The 18,767-nt window shown below is 70.0% G+C and carries 16 protein-coding genes and 2 pseudogenes; 3 read left to right on the forward strand and 15 right to left on the reverse strand.

Going from position 1 to position 18,767, the window contains the following annotated elements; all coding sequences use genetic code 11:
* Positions 1-50: 50 nt before the first annotated feature.
* The 4 genes from Q1N79_RS22495 to Q1N79_RS22510 form a co-directional block, all read right to left on the reverse strand.
* Positions 51-1,463, reverse strand: coding sequence for an MFS transporter (locus tag Q1N79_RS22495; RefSeq protein WP_300612114.1), 1,413 nt, complete (start codon positions 1,461-1,463; stop codon positions 51-53).
* Positions 1,464-1,569: 106 nt separating this feature from the next.
* A complete protein-coding gene (locus Q1N79_RS22500) occupies positions 1,570-4,266 on the reverse strand; it encodes a hypothetical protein (protein WP_300612116.1) in 2,697 nt (898 codons plus the stop codon).
* A gap of 120 nt (positions 4,267-4,386) precedes the next feature.
* Entirely contained in the window at positions 4,387-5,874 is a 1,488-nt protein-coding gene (locus Q1N79_RS22505) for a DUF2252 domain-containing protein (protein ID WP_300612117.1), read from the reverse strand.
* A gap of 67 nt (positions 5,875-5,941) precedes the next feature.
* Positions 5,942-6,514 (reverse strand): HD domain-containing protein, encoded by a 573-nt coding sequence (locus tag Q1N79_RS22510; RefSeq protein WP_300612118.1) that lies wholly within the window; start codon positions 6,512-6,514, stop codon positions 5,942-5,944.
* 3 nt (positions 6,515-6,517) lie between these two features.
* Between Q1N79_RS22510 and Q1N79_RS22515 the strand changes: the two genes are divergently transcribed.
* Together Q1N79_RS22515 and Q1N79_RS30810 are read left to right on the forward strand one after the other, a co-directional pair.
* Entirely contained in the window at positions 6,518-7,966 is a 1,449-nt protein-coding gene (locus Q1N79_RS22515) for a carboxylesterase family protein (RefSeq protein ID WP_300612119.1), read from the forward strand.
* Positions 7,967-8,439: 473 nt separating this feature from the next.
* Positions 8,440-8,724, forward strand: a pseudogene (locus Q1N79_RS30810) (formylglycine-generating enzyme family protein); the annotation flags it as partial.
* Between the two features lie 771 nt (positions 8,725-9,495).
* Here the strand turns inward: Q1N79_RS30810 and Q1N79_RS22520 are convergent.
* From Q1N79_RS22520 to Q1N79_RS22540, 6 genes and pseudogenes are all read right to left on the reverse strand, one after another.
* Complete coding sequence (locus tag Q1N79_RS22520; RefSeq protein ID WP_300612136.1) at positions 9,496-9,981, reverse strand: TauD/TfdA family dioxygenase; 486 nt, start codon at positions 9,979-9,981, stop codon at positions 9,496-9,498.
* 160 nt (positions 9,982-10,141) lie between these two features.
* Positions 10,142-10,333: pseudogene (locus Q1N79_RS30815) on the reverse strand (gamma-butyrobetaine hydroxylase-like domain-containing protein); the annotation flags it as partial.
* Positions 10,330-11,457 (reverse strand): ABC transporter ATP-binding protein, encoded by a 1,128-nt coding sequence (locus tag Q1N79_RS22525; protein WP_300612120.1) that lies wholly within the window; start codon positions 11,455-11,457, stop codon positions 10,330-10,332. The gene Q1N79_RS22525 and the pseudogene Q1N79_RS30815, both read right to left, overlap by 4 nt.
* A 4-nt stretch (positions 11,458-11,461) precedes the next feature.
* A complete protein-coding gene (locus Q1N79_RS22530; RefSeq protein WP_300612122.1) occupies positions 11,462-12,325 on the reverse strand; it encodes an ABC transporter permease in 864 nt (287 codons plus the stop codon).
* Positions 12,313-13,245 (reverse strand): ABC transporter permease subunit, encoded by a 933-nt coding sequence (locus Q1N79_RS22535; protein WP_300612124.1) that lies wholly within the window; start codon positions 13,243-13,245, stop codon positions 12,313-12,315. The genes Q1N79_RS22530 and Q1N79_RS22535 overlap by 13 nt, the downstream gene beginning before the upstream one ends.
* A 4-nt stretch (positions 13,246-13,249) precedes the next feature.
* Complete coding sequence (locus tag Q1N79_RS22540) at positions 13,250-14,242, reverse strand: ABC transporter substrate-binding protein (RefSeq protein WP_300612125.1); 993 nt, start codon at positions 14,240-14,242, stop codon at positions 13,250-13,252.
* Here Q1N79_RS22540 and Q1N79_RS22545 point away from each other — a divergent pair.
* Positions 14,217-14,486, forward strand: coding sequence for a hypothetical protein (locus tag Q1N79_RS22545; protein ID WP_300612126.1), 270 nt, complete (start codon positions 14,217-14,219; stop codon positions 14,484-14,486). The two genes, Q1N79_RS22540 and Q1N79_RS22545, sit on opposite strands and share 26 nt — an antisense overlap.
* Before the next feature lie 118 nt (positions 14,487-14,604).
* On the opposite strand, the gene Q1N79_RS22550 is transcribed toward Q1N79_RS22545, so the two are convergent.
* From Q1N79_RS22550 to Q1N79_RS22570, 5 genes are all read right to left on the reverse strand, one after another.
* Positions 14,605-14,826 carry a helix-turn-helix domain-containing protein gene (locus tag Q1N79_RS22550; RefSeq protein ID WP_300612138.1) on the reverse strand — a complete coding sequence of 74 codons (222 nt, stop codon included), beginning with the start codon at positions 14,824-14,826 and terminating at the stop codon, positions 14,605-14,607.
* Between the two features lie 37 nt (positions 14,827-14,863).
* Positions 14,864-15,631, reverse strand: coding sequence for an ABC transporter permease (locus Q1N79_RS22555; protein ID WP_300612128.1), 768 nt, complete (start codon positions 15,629-15,631; stop codon positions 14,864-14,866).
* Complete coding sequence (locus Q1N79_RS22560) at positions 15,628-16,494, reverse strand: ABC transporter ATP-binding protein (protein WP_300612140.1); 867 nt, start codon at positions 16,492-16,494, stop codon at positions 15,628-15,630. The genes Q1N79_RS22555 and Q1N79_RS22560 overlap by 4 nt, the downstream gene beginning before the upstream one ends.
* 270 nt (positions 16,495-16,764) lie before the next feature.
* Positions 16,765-17,088, reverse strand: coding sequence for a WhiB family transcriptional regulator (locus tag Q1N79_RS22565; RefSeq protein WP_300612130.1), 324 nt, complete (start codon positions 17,086-17,088; stop codon positions 16,765-16,767).
* A gap of 230 nt (positions 17,089-17,318) precedes the next feature.
* Positions 17,319-18,767 (reverse strand): alkaline phosphatase family protein (locus tag Q1N79_RS22570; RefSeq protein WP_300612132.1); only part of this gene is annotated, 1,449 nt, incomplete at its 5' end.

Genomic DNA, 18,767 nt, shown 5'->3' on the forward strand with positions numbered 1-18,767 from the left:
CCGCCCGGCGCACAGCTGCCCGGGCGGGCCGGGCGCCGCCGCGACGCCGCTCACCCGGCGCGAACCGGGATCGGTCCCTGCTCGCCGGCGGCCAGCGAGGCCGCGCGGGCCGCGCTCGCCTTCCCGGCACGGCCGGTGGTGACCAGCGCCAGGGCGCACACGACGACCCCCATGGCGGTGACGATCCACCAGCCGGGCCGCGTGGCCGCGGTGAACCCGGCCGCGAGCGGCCCGTGCAGGTTCGCGGCGAGCACCGAACCCACGATCGCCACGCCGAGCGAGGAGCCGACCTGCCGGCCCGTCGACGCGATGCCCGCGGCGACGCCGGCCTGCGACAGCGGCATGCCGGCCACCGCGTTGGTCGTGATGGGCGCGTTCAGCCACCCCTGCCCGACGCCGAACACCAGGCAGCACGCAATGACGTACCAGGCCGGCGACGACGGCGTGAGGAACACAAGGAGCAGGCCGCCGCCGATGATCCCCGCGCCGGAGATGAGCAGCGGGATCCGCGTCCCCCGCCGTGCGATCACCCGCCCCGCCAGCGGCGCCGAGGCGGCCATCACCACCGCCATCGGCACCAGGAACAGCCCCGCGACCAACGGCCGCACGCCGCGGACATCCTGCAGGTACAGCGTCATGAGGAACAGGAAGCCGGCGAACGCGCACATCCCAGTGACCGCCGTCACCGCCGCCCCCGAGAACGGCAGGCTGCGGAAGAACCGCAGGTCGACCAGCGGCTGGGTGCGGCGGGGCTCGTACCACAGGAAGACCGCCAGCGCCGCGGCGGCCACCGCGAAGCAGGCCACGATCCGCGCCGAGCCCCACCCGTACGCCGGTCCCTCGATGATGCCGTAGGTGACCGTCCCCAGCAGCATGATGATCAATATTTGCCCGAACGGATCCAGCCGTCTGCCCAGCGCCGCCCTTGACTCCGGCACGAAGAGGGCGGTCAGGATGAGCGCTGCCACGCCGACGGGGATGTTCACCCAGAACACGCCGCGCCAGCCCACCGAGTCGACGAGCGCACCGCCGACGACCGGCCCGAGCGCCAGCGACAGCCCGAACACGCTGCCCCACATCCCGATCGCCCGCGCCCGCTCGGCGGGGTCGGTGAACGTGTTCGAGATGATCGCCATCGCGACCGGGTTGAGCATCGACCCGCCGACCGCCTGCAGCGCGCGGAACGCGATCAGAGCGCCGAGCCCGGGCGCGAGGCTGCAGGCCAGCGAGCCGAGGGTGAACAGCGCCAGCCCGGTCTGGAAGACCCGCCGCCTGCCGATCCGGTCCGCTGTCGACCCGGACAGCATCAGCAGGCTGGCGATCACCAGCAGGTACGCGTCGATCGTCCACTGCAGCCCGGAGACCGGCGCGCGGAAGTCCCTGCCGATGGCCGGCAGCGCCACGTTCACGATCGTGACGTCGAGCCCGACGATGAACAGGCTCAGGCAGCAGATGGCCAGCACCAGGTAGCGGCGCCGGCGGCTCAGTTCGGGCAGCGCGGACCCCTTCCAGGACGGGGATTAGTTTGCTTTGTGCAACTAACTTTACCGCTGCCCTATGCCCGCGTGCTCAGTGCCCTGGCTGCGCCCCGATCCGCCTGATGACGTCTCCGAGCATCGGCACCTCCCCGTGCCGACGGCGGATGAGGTCGGCGACCACTCCGGTCCAGCCGGTCTGGTGGAACGCGCCGATCGCGGCGCCGTTGTCGCCGTGGAAGTACTCGCTGAAGATCAGGTTGTCGCGCCAGGCCGGATCGGACTGCATGATCTGCGTCCCCCCGAAGCAGGCTCGCCGGCCATCAGGGCCGGCGGTGAAGATCGAGATCAGCCGGTCCGACAGGTCGTCGGCTACCTTGTCCAGGGTCAGCTGGTGCCCGGACCCGGCCGGGTACTCGACCGTGAGGTCGTCGCCGTAGAACCGGTGGTAGCGCTCCAGGGCGCTGACGATCAGGTAGTTCAGCGGGAACCAGACGGGACCGCGCCAGTTGGAGTTGCCGCCGAACATGGGCGTGGTGGATTCGGCGGGCTCGTAGTCGATCGTCGCCGTGAGGCCCTCGACCTGCAGCTGGTAGGGGTGGTCGCGGTGATAGGCGGACAGCGCCCGCAGGCCATGCGGGGACAGGAACTCGCTTTCGTCGAACAGCTTGGTGAACAGCCGCTCCAGCCGGTCCGGCCCGCACAGGCTGAGCAGCAGCCGCTGGTCGCCGGCTTCCCCGCGCAGCACGCCGCGCTCGGCAAGCTTCTGCCGGTCCGTCATCTCGTGCCTGATCATGAAGCCCGCGAACCCCTTGCCGAGGGCCAGCGACTGCCGGACGTCGTCCTCGCTGACGACGGCCGCCGCTATCGCGGGGATGATGCCCACCATCGACCGGACCTTCACGGGCACGGTGTCCCCGCCTGGCGTCTTGAGCCGGTCGTAGTACAGGCCGTCGGTGTCGTCCCACAGCCCCAGGTCCTCCAGGGCGTCGCTGATCGCGGCGAAGTGCTCGAGGAACTTCAGGGCCAGGTCCTGGTGGGGGCGCCGGCCGGACCGGTTCAGCACCACGGCCATGGTGCCCATGGCGATCGCGTAGAAGCCCATCCAGCCGGTGGCGTCGGACTGCTCGAGGATGCCGCCGACCGGCAGGTGCGAGCGGTCGATCGGGCCGATGTTGTCCAGTCCGAGGAAGCCGCCCTCGAACAGGTTGTTGCCCTCGGCGTCTTCCCTGTTGACCCACCAGGTGAAGTTGACGAGCAGCTTGTCGAAGATCCGGCTGATGAAGTCGATGTCGCGGCCGCCGTCGATCGCGAAGACCTCCAGGGCGGCCCACGCCTGCACCGGCGGGTTCACGTCGCCGAAGTCCCACTCGTACGCCGGCAGCTGCCCGTCCGGATTCTGGAACCACTCCCGGCACAGCAAGATGAGCTGGTACTTGGCGAAGGCCGGGTCGACGTGCGCGAGCGCCACGCAGTGGAAGCTCATGTCCCACGAGGCGAACCAGGGGTACTCCCACTTGTCCGGCATCGACATGATGTCGAAGGCGCTGAAGTGGCGCCAGCGAGCGTTGCGCCCGGTCAGCCGCTGGTCCGGGGGCCTCGGCTCGGCCGGGTCGCCGTCCAGCCAGCGGCTCACGTCGTAGTCGAACAGCTGCTTGCTCCACAGCATCCCGCCGAACGCCTGCCGCATCACCATCGCCTCGTCGGCGCTCGCGCCGGCCGGGGTCAGCTCGGCGTAGAACTCGTCCGCCTCGGCCTCGCGCAGCGCGAGCACCCGGTCGAACGCGTCGCCGAACGCGGCCTGCGTCTGCGCCGGCCGCAGCCGCAGCCGCAGCCGCGCGGTCTGGCCGGGCTGGACGGTGACCTTGTACCAGAAGGCGCACTTGGTGCCTGCGCGCTCGGGGTTGACGGTGGCCGCGCCGCTGACCACGTGGTCGTTGATGCCGTCCTTGGGATACGGCGTGGCCGACCGCACGCCGTACAGGCGCTCCATGTTCGTCTCGTTCTCGCAGAACAGGATCTCCGGCGTCGCCCCGTCTGGGCCCTGGTCGGCGAGCAGCTCGAGTGTCCCGGTGAACGGGTGCTCGATCCCGACGGATATGTCGCTCGTCGCCGCCATCGCGGGCCGGTGCCCGTCGGACTCCCAGGACCACGTGTTGCGGAACCACGCGGTCGGCAGCACGTGCAGCGTGTCGGCGTCCGGGCCCGCGTTGGTCACCGAGATCGCCATCAGCAGGTCGTCGGGGCCGGCCTTGGCGTAGCGCACCTCGACGATCCAGTACCTGTTGTCGTCGAACGCCCCGGTGTCGAGCAGCTCGTATTCCGGCTCGTACCTGTTGCGGCGCGAGTTCTCGCCGATGAGGTCCTGGTAGGGGAACGGGCCCTGCGGATAGTGATAGCGCCATCGGTTCCACGCGTGGCTCGGTATCGCGTCCAGGTACCACCAGTACTCCTTGACGTCCTCCCCGTGATTGCCCTGCTCTCCGGTCAGGCCGAAGGCCCGCTCCTTCAGGATCGGGTCGCGGCCGTTCCACAGGGCCAGGCTCAGGCACAGCCGCTGCTCGATGTCGCTGAAGCCGGCCATGCCGTCCTCGCCCCACCGGTAGGCGTAGGACCTGGCGTGGTCGTACGGCACGTAGTCCCACGCGTCACCGTAGGCGCTGTAATCCTCGCGCACCGTCCCCCACTGCCGCTCGCTGAGGTACGGCCCCCACCGGTACCAGTCGCCTGCCTGGCGAAGCCCGTCCTCGAGCTTGCCGAACCCGGCCACCCGCTCGCTTTCGGCGCCCATCGGCGTCCCCCCGTGCGTCTGTTGTCTGGCTGTCAGTGACAATGCTGGATCGGGCGAGCACCGGGGGCATCCCCCGCGGGGAGTGAGGTGGGCGACCGTGCCGGGAAGCCGGGCGGCCGTTCAGACGCCTTCGACTGCCGTGAGGCGCCCCGCCCGGACCGCGGTCACGAACTCCTCGTAGTCCTCCTCGTTCTGGTCCGCGTAGGCGGCGGAGAAGTCGGTGATCGCGTCGTCGAACGCCGCGGTCTCGCCCAGGTACCCGGCGATCGCGACAGGATCGCCGGACTTGGCGTGCGCCCTGGCGAGCGTCCAGCCGCACATGCGCCCGTAGAAGCCGAGCCCGATCGGGGTCATGGCCTCGACCAGGGCCGAGCCCTTCATGTCGCGAAGCTGGCGCCAGTAGAAGTGGCGCCGCACGTCCAGTCCCTTGGTCCAGCCGAGGAAGATGTCGCTGGCGGCCTGCATCAGCCGCTGGCCCTGCACCACCCGCTCGCCGTGCTGGCGGTACTTGCTCTTGCCCAGGTGTTCCTCGAGCACCGAGGCGGTCGCCTCCTTGATCTGCAGGAACAGCGGGTCTTTCGTGTCGCGGCCCTCGAGCAGGACGATGAACGCCCGGGTGCCGACGCTGCCGACGCCCACGACCTTGCGGGCCGCGTCCACGATCTCGAAGCTCTCAAGCAGGTGCCTGCGGTCGTCCTGCAGGGTGGCCCGGTACGCCCGGAACTGCTCGCGGATCGCGTGGTCGGCCTCCTCGCCGGACAGGCCGTACGTGCCGGCCAGGTCCCGCTCGGGGACGATGACCGGCGGCTGGCTGACGATCTGGTACTTGCCGTCGACCAGCTCGGCGAGCTTGCTCAGCGCGTGCAGGCTGTCGCGGGTGTGCGCCTTTTCCGCGGTCTTCGCCGCCGTCTTCGCGGCCCGCTCCGCTTGCTTGCGCTCGGTCTTGTTCTTTGCGTCCTTCCCCTTCTTCGCCTTGTCGTCTTTCGGCTGTTTCGTCTCCTCGACCGCGCCGCGGATCGCCCGCATGATCGTGTCCTCGTCCAGGGCCGCGTACCAGATGTCCATCGTCCGCATCTGCGCGAAGCTCGCGATCGCCTCCCGGTATGCCGTGACCGACGCGATCGTCGACGCGCGGGCGTCCGCCTTGGCGAATCCGTTGTTCCGCGCGGCGATCGTGAAGCTGGCCGCCATGCGCTTGACGTCATACTCGAACGGCCCGGGCAGTGTCTCGTCGAAGTCGTTGAGGTCGAACAGCAGGCGCCGTTCCGGGGAAGCGAACACGCCGAAGTTCGACAGGTGGGCGTCACCGCACAGCTGGACGTTCAGGCCGGCCACCGGGGTGTCGGCCAGGTCGGCCGCCATGATCTTGGCCGCGCCGCGGTAGAACGTGAACGGCGATGCCATCATCCGGCCGTGCCTGACGGGCACCAGGTCCGGCTCGCGGGTCAGGTCCTGCGCCTCGAGCAGGGCAACCGGGTCGGGACGGTCGTCGGCGGGTTTCCAGCCGGCGTGGATCGACGGCGGCGTCAGCCCGGCCGCCTCCCTGCCCCTGGCCAGGCGCTCGTCGACGTCCGGGCGCCCTGTCCGCCGCGCTTCCTGCACCGTCATCGGTCCCCACCTCCTGGTCTGACCGTGGCCGATGCGGGCATCCTCCGGCGCCGTAATCTGGCAGACATCACCCGTTCAGAATGAATTCACCGAGGAGCGCGCGGAAGTGCTCGAAACCCGGGACCGCGACCGACGGGTCCTTGGCCTGGTCGTCCCAGCGGCGCACCGCCACCGCGCCGGCGGCGTAGGGCAGCGCCTCGAACTCGCGTGCCTCCGCCGGGCTCATCGGCCCGCCCTGCACCGACAGCGTGTACACCGATGCCTGCGACAGCAGCGCGAAGTACGACGGCTCCGCCGCGCACAGATACCGCTTGGCCGCCACGTGCAGCCGGACGGGTTCGGTCACCTGCTCGCCGAACCACTGAGCCAGCCACGCGGCGCCCCGCTCGCCGTGCCGGTTGTCGCTGCCCGCCATGAGCTCCCGGCCGCTCGGCTCGGCGACCGCCGGGTCGGCGCCGCGCAGGTGCCCGACGTCGTGCAGCAGCGCGGCCGCCACCAGCGCAGCCGGCGCGCCCGCCGCCCGCGCCAGCGCGCCCGCCTGCAGCAGGTGCGCCGCCACCGTGACCGGCTCCCCCAGGTAGTCGCGCGCCGCCGCGGAGTCAAACAGTTCCGCGATCTGGTCCACCGGTGACATGATCATGGCGTGATCGTACGTGCCACCGCTTATGGGCAAGTTAACGGCACGGAAATCGCCGACGGCGTCTACGCGTGGCGCGGCATTCCGTACGCGCGGGCGCCGGTAGGCGAGCTTCGGCTTCGGCCGCCGCAGCCGCCGCAGGCCTGGAGCGGCGTCAGGGACGCAGCCGAATACGGCAACCGGTCCCTCCAGCCGCCCGCGCAGTTCCCCGAGCCTGGTCCGCCGTTCGACGAGGACTGCCTGTACCTCAACGTCACGGCCCCGGCCGGCGCGCAGGCGCGCCCGGTCCTGTTCTGGGTGCACGGCGGCGGCTATGAGTCCGGCAGCGGCACCGACCAGGCGGGGGACGGCGCGGCGTTCGCCGCGAGCCACGGCCTCGTGGTCGTGACGTTCAACTACCGCCTGGGCGCGCTCGGCTTCCTCGACGTCCCCGGCGAGGACCCGACCGGGGCGCTTGGCCTGCACGACCAGATCGCGGCGCTGCGCTGGACGCACCAGAACATCGCGGGCTTCGGCGGCGACCCCGGGCAGATCACGGTGTACGGCCTGTCGGCGGGCGGCAAGACGGTGACGAACCTGCTCGCCTCCCCGCTTACCACCGGCATGATCCGCCGCGCCGCGTCCTCAAGCGGCGGCGACCACGTGAAGAGCCAGTCCCAGGCGCGCGATCTGGCCACCCGGTTCTTCCGCGAGCTCGGCGCCGCACCGCAGGCCATCCGCCAGGTCGGCGCGGACGACGTGCTGCAGGCGCAGCAGGCGATCGGGGTGCCGCCGCATTCGGTGTGGACCTGGCGGCCGTCCATCGACGGGACCGCGCTCACCGGCCACCCGCTGCGCGCGATCGAGGCGGGCGCGGCCGCCGGGATCCCGCTGCTCGCGCAGACCTGTTCCCGTGAGTGCGCCCTCTACCAGCTGATGGCCCCCGACGCCGCCGAGCAGGCGGACCGGGTGCTCACCGGGTACTTCGGCGGGGCGGTGAAAGACGCCCTGCTCGCCGCCTACGCCGCCCGCCACCCCGAACTCGACGAGGCCGCGCTGCGCGTCGCGATCATGACCGACGAGCGGTACGTCGTCCGGGTCGGCCGCCTCGCCGACGCGCAGAGCAGGCACGCGCCCGTGTGGCGGTCCCGCTACGACGGCCCGTACACCGGCATCGCCGACGACCCCGAGTTCGCGCCCTTGGAGAAGCTGCTCTACGGCGCGCACGGCGGCGACGGCACCGGCATCTGGCAGGGCGGCGACGGCCTGGCGCGGCTGCTGCACGACGCCTGGGGCGCGTTCGCGACCGCCGGCGACCCCGGCTGGGCGCGGTACGCGACGGACCGGCGCGAGGCTATGATCTTCGGCCTCGACGGCCCGCGGCTGGCCGCCGACCCGTTCGCCAGCGCCCGCGAGGCCTGGGACGGCCTAGACTGGCAGCCCGGTCCCTGGTGGCGCCACGAGGCAGTCAGCTAACCCAGCGGAGCATCGCTAAGATCCGCAGGTAGCCAGTACTATTACCGGGCGTAGACGGTTCAGCAACTTTACTTGCGCGGTTCGCAAGGGGCTTCGGATGTGACAGCGATTCAGAAGTGGACCGGCCGCGAAGCTCGTGTGCTACGTGAGGCGATGCGCATGAGCGTACGGGGTTTTGCCGCGCATCTTGGGGTCAGTGACCGCGCCGTCTCCAAATGGGAAGCCGACGGCGAGAAGATGGTCCCTCGTCCAGGTTCACAGGCAATGCTGGATACCGCACTTGAAAGGGCTTCGGCGGAAGCGCGCGATCGGTTCGAGCTACTTCTCGGTATCGGGCCGGGTACCGCGGCGAGCCAGCCGCGTGCACCTAGTGCGAGTAATGAGACGGGCTATCCTCGCAGGATTACTCATCCCATAGACGGAAAGATAATGGTGTTAATAGACGCGGCTCTTTCCTATCTGGGCCAAATAATCAGGCGCTCTGGCTGTCGGCATTCTACATCGACGTCTACCCGACAACCAATAATGATTACGCGGCATTCGTAAACGCCACTGGCCATAATGTGCCTCCGCACTGGACTGGCGGAAATTTCCCGAGCGGACTCGGCAATCATCCGGTGGTTAATGTTACCAATCTGGACGCCCGCAGTTACGCCGCGTGGTCCCAAAAGACCTTGCCTAGTGAACCGCCGCAGTTCAGCGCTAGTTCAGCAGTAGCCGCTGGCCGAACGCACCGGAAACTGGCTGTGCGCGGCTAAGCAGGTCACCGCTAGCACCGCAACACCCGAGAGCGGATACTGCAAGATACAAGGCTGCTGGTACGTCTATGCAGTAGAAGCATCTGGCTACAGTGCTAGCGGCTACTTCGGATACGGCGAGACGCTGCTCGGCGAGGTGCACCTCTACTTCGAGGTGACACTGAAGGGTGCGCAGTCCAGATCGAAGCCGGTCAGGTTCGAGTCCTCGGCCGCCGTCGTAAACCTAATCTTCGAAGGCAACCGGCTCCTATACACCAGAAATACCCGGCCGGGCTCCCCGTCGGCGGAGCGGGCAACAGCCACCTCGCCGGCAACGTCCCGGCGGGGGAAACGGTCCAGTGGACGCCCAACGGCTATAAGGCGTTCTACAACAAGGCTCCTGAGCAGTCCGGTGTGGCATGAGTGGAGCTGGAACATGGCGGACTATCCTGGCACCTGGTACTTCTGGGCGAAGAGCGTTAAGTTCGACGACGTCGGCAAAAGACCCGGCGGGGAGCGGATACAGCAATGGGTGAACAGCTTCTCGGCAACCCGCGACCCGGGCACGGCCGCGTCTTCGTACTGTGCGACCGCTACGGCGAGTGGTCGGCCTCGTGGCAGGACGACTACCTGGACAAGGAGGTCAGCGACGGGAAGCCGGGGGCAGGCGTCGAGGATTTCGAGGGGGAGGGAGACGAGGTGATCCGCTGGGCGCGGACCCGGCCGGCGGAAGAGTTCTTCATCTTCTCGTGGGAAGCCAACGCCTACGTTCCGCTCAAGCCGGCGCAGGGGTTACCGGCCTCGGCGGCGCAGGACGGCGAGCGTACCCAGCAGGCTGTCCAGGTCGGCGTAGCAGCCCTGCAGGTGCCGCTCCCCCGCGGCGGAGAACGCGGAGCGGGCGTGCAGCACCCGGGTGTTGTCCAGGATCAGGCAGTCGCCAGGCGCCAGCCGAAGGCGCAGCAGGAACTCCGGCCGGGCGAGCAGCTCCGCCCATGCCCGGTACGCCGCGTACGCGGCCCCGGCCTCGGCGGCAGGCAGCCGGAGCGCCAGCATCGACCGGTGATTGAACCGCACCTCGCGGATCCGGCCGCGCGGGCTGAGGCCGATGAGGGGCTGGCAGGCCCGTAGCTCCGTGTCGTCATCGCTATATCCGAACGGCCACGGCGTGAACCCGTCCAGCAGGCCCGTCTCGCCTCCCGCGGCGGCGTCGCGCAGGCAGAGCAGCAGCTGCAGGGTCGGCACCGGGTTCCGGTACGGGTTGTCCGTGTGCGGGGATATCTCGCGGCTGGTGAACGCCGGTTCGCCGGGGACGGCTCGGCCCGGACGTCGAACACCCGCCCGTAGTTGGTCTCCCGCACGTACCCGAGCGTCTCGGCGACCGCCGCCACCACGTGCGCGGGTCCGGCTCCTTTCGTGCCTGCGCCGCCAGCCAGGCGCGGCTGAACACGCCGCGGTGCCCGCCCGGGGCGAACGTCACCTCCACCGCGTCCGACGTTTGCGCCGTGACAGTCGCCGCGATCCCGTTCGGGATATCGGTTATCTCGATGAACCGCTGGCCAGTCCCCGGATCCCGGCAGTCAGGGCACGGGCAGTTGTGCCGCAGCCAGACCGCCGGGAACCCGAGGCTCACGTGTTCCGTGGCGCGACGAGGACCGGCGTGGGCGGCAGCGCGACCTGCACGGCCGTGCCAGGCACCATCGCGGCGGCGGCGGTGCTCGCCACGTCGACCTGGATCTCCGTGTCGCCGGAGATCAGCACGGTCACGCGGGTGCTCGCGCCGAGGAACGTGCGGTTGGACACGATGCCGTTGCCGTCACGGACGGGGGTGATCGTCAGGCCTTCCGGGCGGACAAGCACGTCGACCGGGCCGGGTTCAGGGGCGCCGTCCTGCACGGGAACGGTGCCGCCGAGGACCGTGACGGTTCCGCGGCCGGTCAGGTCGCCGGGCAGCCGGTTCATCGTGCCGACGAACTCGGCGACGAACGCGGTGGCCGGCCGGGAGTACAGCTCGTCGGGCGCGGCGACCTGCTCCAGCTTGCCGCCGCGCATCACCCCGACCCGGTCGGCCATGGACAGCGCCTCCTCCTGGTCGTGCGTGACGAACAGCGTGGTGGTGCCCAGCCGCTGCTGCAGGTTGCGGATCTGCTCGCGCAGCTGGAGGCGGACCTTGGCGTCGAGGGCGGACAGCGGCTCGTCGAGCAGCAGCACCCGGGGCTCGATGGCCAGCGCCCTGGCGAGCGCGACCCGCTGCTGCTGGCCGCCGGACAGCTGGTGCGGGAACTGCCTGGCCTGGTCGGACAGGCCCACCATCTCGAGCAGCTCGGCGGCGCGCTGGCGGCGGCGGCCGGCGCCCATCCTGCGCATCCGCAGCCCGAAGCCCACGTTGTCCAGGGCGTTCATGTTCGGGAACAGGCTGTAGCTCTGGAACACCATGCCCATGTCCCGCTTGGCGGCCGGCACCGGGGAGACGTCCTTGCCCTCGATCAGCACCTCGCCGTGGTCGGCGGTCTCGAACCCGGCCACGATGCGCAGCGCGGTCGTCTTGCCGCAGCCGGACGGGCCGAGCAGCGCGACGAGCTCACCGGGGGCGATCTCCAGCGACATCCCGTCCAGCGCCCTGGTCTTGCCGAACACCCGGGTCAGGTTCCGCAGCGACACGCTCGTCCCGGCGCGCGCGGCGCGCGCGGGCGCGGCGCCCCCGATCCCGGCGACGCCCGAGTCGTTCGTGGCCGCGTCGGCGGCGTTGGTTGCCATGCCGTCAGTTCCCCTTCGTGTCAGTGCGGGCTGCGGTAAACAGGTTCACCTGGCCGCCGCCGGTGCGGCGGGACTGGCGGGTGCCGACCACGACGATCAGCATCAGCAGCAGCCAGACCACGACCAGCGCGAAGATCGAGGCCGCCACCGACATGTTCGCGTTCAGCTGGTCGAACAGGACGATCCATACCGGGAACGTCACGAACAGGTCCAGGCTGGCCATGGTGAACTCGCCGAACACGAGCGCCACGACCAGCACGGTCGCCGACAGCAGCGCGGTGCGCAGGTTCGGCAGCAGGACCCGCCACAGCGTGGTCAGCCAGCCCGCGCCGAGCGAGCTCGACGCCTCGGTCAGCGTCTTGAGGTCAAGGGAGCGCAGCCCCGCGTCGATCGCGCGGTAGGCGAACGGCATGCCCAGGATCACGTACTCCAGGCCGAGCAGCCACGGGCTGGCCTTCAGCGCGCCGGGCGAGACCTGCAGCACGCCGACGATCAGCACGACCGGCGGGATGACGATCGGCAGGATCGTGATCCCCTCAAGCAGCCGGCGCAGTCCCGGCAGGCGCAGGTGCACGTACACCGCGGTCGGCACCATGAGCGCCAGCGTGATCGCCGTGGTGATGATCGCCAGCCGGGCCGACAGCCACAGCGCGGGCCAGAACCCGGGCTGGACGAACACGGTGCCGAACGCGTGGATGCCGGCGAACCGCAGCGCCGCGTACAGCGGCAGCAGGAAGTACACGCCGGCGATGAGCAGGATGATCCACCGCCAGACGGGGAAGCTGGTCCGGCGGCGCCTGCCGGCGCTTTCGCCGCCGCCCGCGCCCGGCTTCCTGCGGCCCACCGCGAGCGCGCTCAGCGGAGCCATTTGGCGGCCCTCCGCTGCAGCAGCACGTAGAACACCATGACGATCGCGATGATGATCACCATGCCAAGGCCGAGCGCCTTGCCGACGTTCTCCTGCCCGGCGATCACGTTGCCGTTCAGGAACGAGGCGATCTGGATCGAGGTCAGCGGTATGGTTCCGGCGGTCAGGGCCTCGGCCGTGGCGTACGCGGACAGCGCGCTGCCGAACAGCAGCAGCACGCACCCGAGGAACGAGGGCATCAGCACCGGGCCGCCGACGTAGCGCCAGTACTGCCAGGTGCGCGCGCCGAGGTTCTCCGCGGCCTCCCGCCACGCCGGGCGCAGCCCTTCAAGCGCGGGCAGGATGACCAGCACCATCAGCGGGATCTGGAAGTACATGTAGACGAGCGCGACGCCGCTGAGCGTGTACAGGCTGAAGCCGTCGTTGTAGATGTTGAGCCCGATGTCGTTCAGCCAGCCGGTGACGAGCGCGCTCGAGCCGAACGAGGCGATGAACAAGAACGCGAGCGGCACGCCGCCGAAGTTGGCGAACACCCCGGACGCGGTGATCACCACCTGCCGCAGCAGCGACGCGCGCTTGGCCGTGAAGATCGCGTAGGCGACGAGCGCCCCGAAGATGCCGGGGATGACGGAGGCCAGCACCGACAAGATGACGGACTGCCTGATCCCGGTCAGGTAGACCCCGTGCGTGGCGATGTCGACGTTGGAGAACGTGAAGGCGCCGGTGTTCGGGTTCTTGAACGCGCCGACCGCGATGGCGATCATCGGGATGAGCAGGCCGAGGGATATGTAGACGGCGAACGGGACGATCCCGGCGAGCCTGGTGATGCCCCGGCCGACAGTGCGTACGGTCCTGACGCGGGTAACCCCGGGGTCCGCGAGGGACCCCGGGGCCACGTCGACCGTGTCGGTCCTTGCCACGTCGTCAGCTCGTGACGCTCGGCCACTGCTGGGCGACGACGTTCTCCGCGGTGGTCTCCTGCGCCTCGGTGGGCAGCACGAGCGTGCCGCTGCCCGGCACCGCGGGCAGCGCCGCTTCCCAGGTCTTGTTGATCGTGCCGGACGCGATCATCGCGCTCATCTCGATCGGCCGTGCCGCGCCCTGCAGCCAGAGGTTCTGGCCCTGCGTGGAGTACAGGAACTCCTCCCACAGCCGGGCGGCCGCGGGGTCGGGCGCATACTTGCTGATCGCCTGGTAGTAGTAGCCGGCGTACTGGGCGTCCGACGGGATGACGATCTTCAGGCCGGGGACGACGGCCTTGACCTCGGAGGCCAGCAGGTAGTCCCACCAGATGAGGATCGGGGTCTGGCCGCTTTCCACGGTGGCCGGGGTGCCCTCGACCGGCACGAAGTTGCCGACCGAGTGCAGCTGCTTGAAGTAGGCGACGCCAGGGGCGATGTCGGACAGCGAGCCGCCGTTGGCGAGCGCCGCCGCGTACACCGCGGCGAACGCCGAGCCGGTCTGGGTCGGGTTGCCGTCGATCGCCACCTGGTTCTTGTAGATCGGGTTGAGCAGGGACTTGAAGCTTGTCGGTGCGACCTTCACCTCTTTGGGGTTGTAGCCGATCGCCACGTAACCGCCGTAGTCGGCGTAGTAGTCGCCGTTCCCCGCCTTGGCCGCGGCCGGGATGTCGCTCCAGGTCGCCACCTCATACGGCGCCCAGTCGCCGTCCGTCTCGCCGGTGACGGCGAACGAGCCGCCCACGTCGACGACGTCAGGCGCGCGGCTCTGCCCCTTGAGCTGGGCGATCGCGTTCAGCTCGTCCTGGCTGGAGCCCTCTGGGTTCGCGTCGGTGATGTGGATGCCGTACAGCTTGGTGAAGTCGGCCATGATCGTGCCGTAGTTGGCCCAGTTGCTCGGCAGCGTGATGACGTTCAGCTGCCCTTCCTTCTTGGCCGCGGCGATCAGGGCGTTCATCCCGCCGCAGGCGGCGGCCGAGGTGCACGTGGCCCAGTTCGTCGTGCTGGCGGCGGAGCTGCTGGACGCCGGAGTGGTGCTCGCGCTGGGGCTTGAGCTGCTTGAACTGCTTGAGCTGCTGCAGCCGGCGGCGAGAACGATAGTCGCGACCGTGGCACTGAGCGCCACGATCGCCCTGGTTGCGCGCAAGGTTGCCCTCCCATGCCGCCCGCCTGGTGGGGGACGGACTTGTCATCTTGGCTAGACAAGTGCATGGTGGCGAAGGACATTGAACGGAAGGTTGCCTGACGGTAGATCTGAGCAGTCTGTCTGATCGCGATTTATCGGCCTATGAGTGAAGCGCCGGTGTACTGGGGTCCGCCTCAGGCGCTGCGGTGGTCCGCCGGGTCCGCGGCGCCGAGCCGCGGGAACGGCGTGGTCGAGAAGATCACCCCGACCGCTACCTCGAAGTACTCGGCGATGCGCAGCGCCAGGTACAGGCTCGGGCTGTACTCGCCGCGCTCCAGGTAGCCGACCGTCTGGTAGTGCACGCCGAGCGCGTCGGCGAGCTCGCGCCTGGAGACGCCGCGCTCGGCGCGCAGCATCGCGATCCGGTTGTAGACGGTCTCGCTCACCTGGGCCTCACCTGGGCCGCACCAGCGCCCGCTCGCGGCGCGCCGCGACCCGCGACCCGGATTCGCGCCGCGCCATCCGGCGCAGCATCGGCGGCGCGGCCAGCAGCCCGGCGACCGCCCACGCGGCGAGCACGAGCAGCACCAGCCAGTGCCGCCACGAGCCGTCGATCTCCACCGCGGCCAGCGACGACGGCAGCAGCGCAGAGCGCATCCCAAGACCCGCCCAGTACATCGGGAACACCTGCCCGATCCCCTGCAGCCAGCCGGGCAGGTGGGTGATCGGGTAGAAGATCCCTGAGATCGCGGTCAGCGCGCCGAACGGCAGCATGACCAGGGGGATGTACTGCGGGTTGGGGAGCAGCGAGCCGAGCGCGATCCCGATCGGGATCGTCGCGAGCAGGCTGAGCGCCACCACCCACGCCATCGTCAGCCAGCCGGCGGCGGTCACGGACAGGCCGGGGAACGCCAGCCGCCCCACGGCAAGCAGTATCGCGAGGGCGATCACGGTGGTGCACGACGTGAACGTGACTGACACCCCGAGCACCCCGCTGAACGCGAGGTTCATCCCGATGAGGCTCGGCAGCGTCAGGGACCCGAGGGAGAACGACGTGCCTGGCACGTGATGGCCGCGCAGCAGGAACAGCACCAGCAGCGAGACGGCGGCGAAGACCACCGTCTGCACGATGTCCGGCCAGTAGCTCAGGCTGTGCTTCAGCTCGATCCGGCCCCGCGCGATACCCAGCCGCACCGGGCCCGTGCCCCGCACGGTCGTCACGGCCCGCACTGCTCGTACTCCCGCACCAGCGACATGTACGTGTCCTCCAGGCTCGCCCGGCGCACCTCGAGATCTTCCACCGACTCGAGATCTTCCACCGACTCGCCGAACTGCGCGAACAGCTCCCTGGTGAACCTCGTCGCCTCGTCGGTCGGGTGCACGAACCGCTGCCCGTCCCGGCTCCAGCGCACCTCCGCCTGCCCGGACATGCGCAGCGCCAGCTCGTCGGGCGAGCCGTCGCCGACGAGGCGGCCCCCGGCCAGGATCAGCACCCGGTCGGCGAGCTTCTCCGCCTCGGCCAGGTCGTGCGTGGTCAGCAGCACGGTGGCCCGCTCCCTGTCGGTCAGCCGGTGCACCAGGTCGTGGAACTCGCGCCGCGCCGCCGGGTCGAAACCGGTCGTCGGCTCGTCGAGGAACAGCAGTTCCGGGCGGCCCACGATGCCGATCGCCAGGTCCAGGCGCCGCCGCTGCCCGCCGGACAGCCGTCCGATCCTGGCGGCCGCCTGCGCCCTGAGCCCGACCAGGTCCAGCAGCTCATCGGGATCCCACGGCCGCGGGATCTCCGGCGTGGCGTACCGCGCGTAGTACCCGCCCACGTGCGCGAGCAGTTCCCGCACCCGCCACTTCGCGTGGTCCCGCCAGGACTGCAGCACCAGGCCGACGCGGGCCCGCCACTGCTCCCCCGCGTGCGCCGGGTCGGTCCCGAGCACGCTGACGTGCCCCGCGGACCGCATCCGGAACCCCTCGAGTATCTCGATCGTGGTGGTCTTGCCCGCGCCGTTCGGCTCGAGCATGGCGACCACTTCGCCGGCGCGGACGTCGAAGTCGAGGCCGGCCAGGACCTCCCTGGTCCCGTACCGCATCCTCAGGTCGCGCACTTCGGCAACTAGATCAGACACCTCATATGGAAGATAGCACTTGTACTACATTCCATAACAGGGGCAATTATCGGGAAGGATCGTCGGAGTCGGGGGGCCGAGGATCTTTCCCGTTGTCTGGCCGGCGGCGCCGGGGGCCTGGTTGCGGGGCGTCCGGTGGCGGTGGCGCCCCCTGCCATCGCCACCGGACGCAAGCCCGGCGGCGGTCCCCCGTCCGCCGCCGGTTTCCACCCATCCGGGTTATACGGATCCGGGTTATACGGAACGGCCGGTGCCTGCGCCTACCGTGCTCCGTGCACGTTCCCGCTGCTCACGGACCCGCACGCGGCGTTCTTCCTCGGTCGTGCCGCCCCACACCCCGTACATCTGGTGCGTCGCCAGCGCGAACTGCAGGCATTGACGGCGTACCTCGCACGATCCGCAGACCGCCTTCGCCTGGGCGATGTCGTCCTGGGCGCGGCCGAAGGACGACACCGGAAAGAACAGCTCCGGATCCGCGGTCCGGCAAGCGGCTGACGTCCTCCAATCGCGCCGAGCTAGGCGTTCAGCGCGCAGGGTGACTAGTTCGGCGACAACCATGCGCAGACCCCCCGAATCTGTCGTGTCCCAATCCGACGGTAACACTCCGTGGCGCCTCGGTAACAGCCCCAAATCGCGACCGGCCCGGTCCCCGAGTTACGGTCGACAACCTTACGCTGCGTCATGGCCTTCGACGAGGACCTGGCCGGGCCGGGCGTGTCCCGCCCAAGTGGGCCCGAACGGGCGGCGGCCGGAGTCGCCACTGCCCGTTCGGGGTGATCATGGTTTTCCTACTGCTGCGGGACGGGCTCGTTGACCGCGGGGATGGCCGGGGCGGGGTTGTTGAAGACCTCCTGCTGGGCGGTGAGGAAGCCGGCCTCGGCCGCGGCCAGGCTGATCGCCTGGTTGGCGCGGGGCCAGTCCGCCGGGACGCCGGAAAAGCGCAGCGCCTTGGTGAAGTCGCCGGCGGTCTGCCGGCGCCAGGCGCTGATGTTCGGCTCGAGCACGCCCCACCGTGCCTCGATGATGCGGATCAGCGAGGTGTGGTCGAGCACGTCGGAGTAGACGTTCCCGCCGGCCGTCCACGGCGAGATGATCGTGCACGGGACCCGGAAGCCCAGGCCGATCGGCAGCCCGTCGACGAACTCGCCCGCCGTTCCCGCGGGCGCGGTCGGCGGCGGCACGTGGTCGAACATGCCGTCGTTCTCGTCGTAGCAGAGGATGAACAGCGTCGTGCGCCACAGGTCCTCGTTGGCGGCGATCGCGTCGAGCTTGCTCGCGATGTACTCCGCGCCCGCCGCCGGGAAGTAGTCCGGGTGCTCGGACTGCGCGGTCGGCGCGACCAGCCAGGAGACCTGCGGCAGCCGGCCGGCCCGCGCGTCGCTCTCGAACCAGCCGGCGGCCCGCTTCTGCATGCCCCGCTGCCACAGCGGGGACGACGCCGGCGCGTTGCTGAATTGCCTGAACCAGGCGAGCGCGTTGTCGTCGTAGTTGTCTTCCTCCTGGTAGACCTGCCAGCTGAGGCCGGCCGCCTGCAGGCGCTCGGGGTAGGTCGTCCAGGACAGGTACGCGTTGTTGTAGGCGGGGGTGTCGTCGATGACCGGGCCGCCGCCTGTGCCGGCCGGGTCGATCATCCCGGTCCACATGTACAGCCGGTTCGGGTTGGTCGGGCCGAACACCGAGCAGTGGTAGTTGTCGCACAGCGTGAACGCCTGCGCCAGCGCCCAGTGGAACGGGATGTCGCCGGCGGTGAAGTACCCCATCGTGTACTCGCCCTTGGCCTTGATCCACTGATCCATGGCCCCGTTGTCCCAGGCCTCGTGCTGGGTCGGCCAGGTGTGGTCGGTCCCGGGAGTCGCCTGGGCGCTGGTGCTCTTGGTGTCGTAGTGGAACGGGGTGAGGTAGCCGTCGGCGTGGCTCGGGTCCGGCTGGTAGAACACCGAATTGCCGGTGGACAGCGTGATCGCGGTCGGGTCCCGGAAGCCGCGCACCCCCGGCATCGTGCCGAAATAGTGGTCGAAGCTCCGGTTCTCCTGCATCAAGATCACGATGTGCTGGATGTCGGACAGCTGGCCGCGCAGGTCGCGCGGGGTGGCCGCGAGCATCTTGCGCAGGTTGGCGGGCAGGACCGCGCCGCTGGCCGCGACACCCGACAGCGCCGTGGCGCCGGCAAGCAGGCTCCGGCGGCCGATGTCGGCCTGGACCGCCGGGGCGGGGCGGCCTGACCCGGTGCCTCGAGT

Origin of the sequence: Trebonia sp., assembly GCF_030042015.1 — a bacterium.
In the GTDB taxonomy this organism is placed as follows: Bacteria; Actinomycetota; Actinomycetes; order Streptosporangiales; family Streptosporangiaceae; genus Trebonia.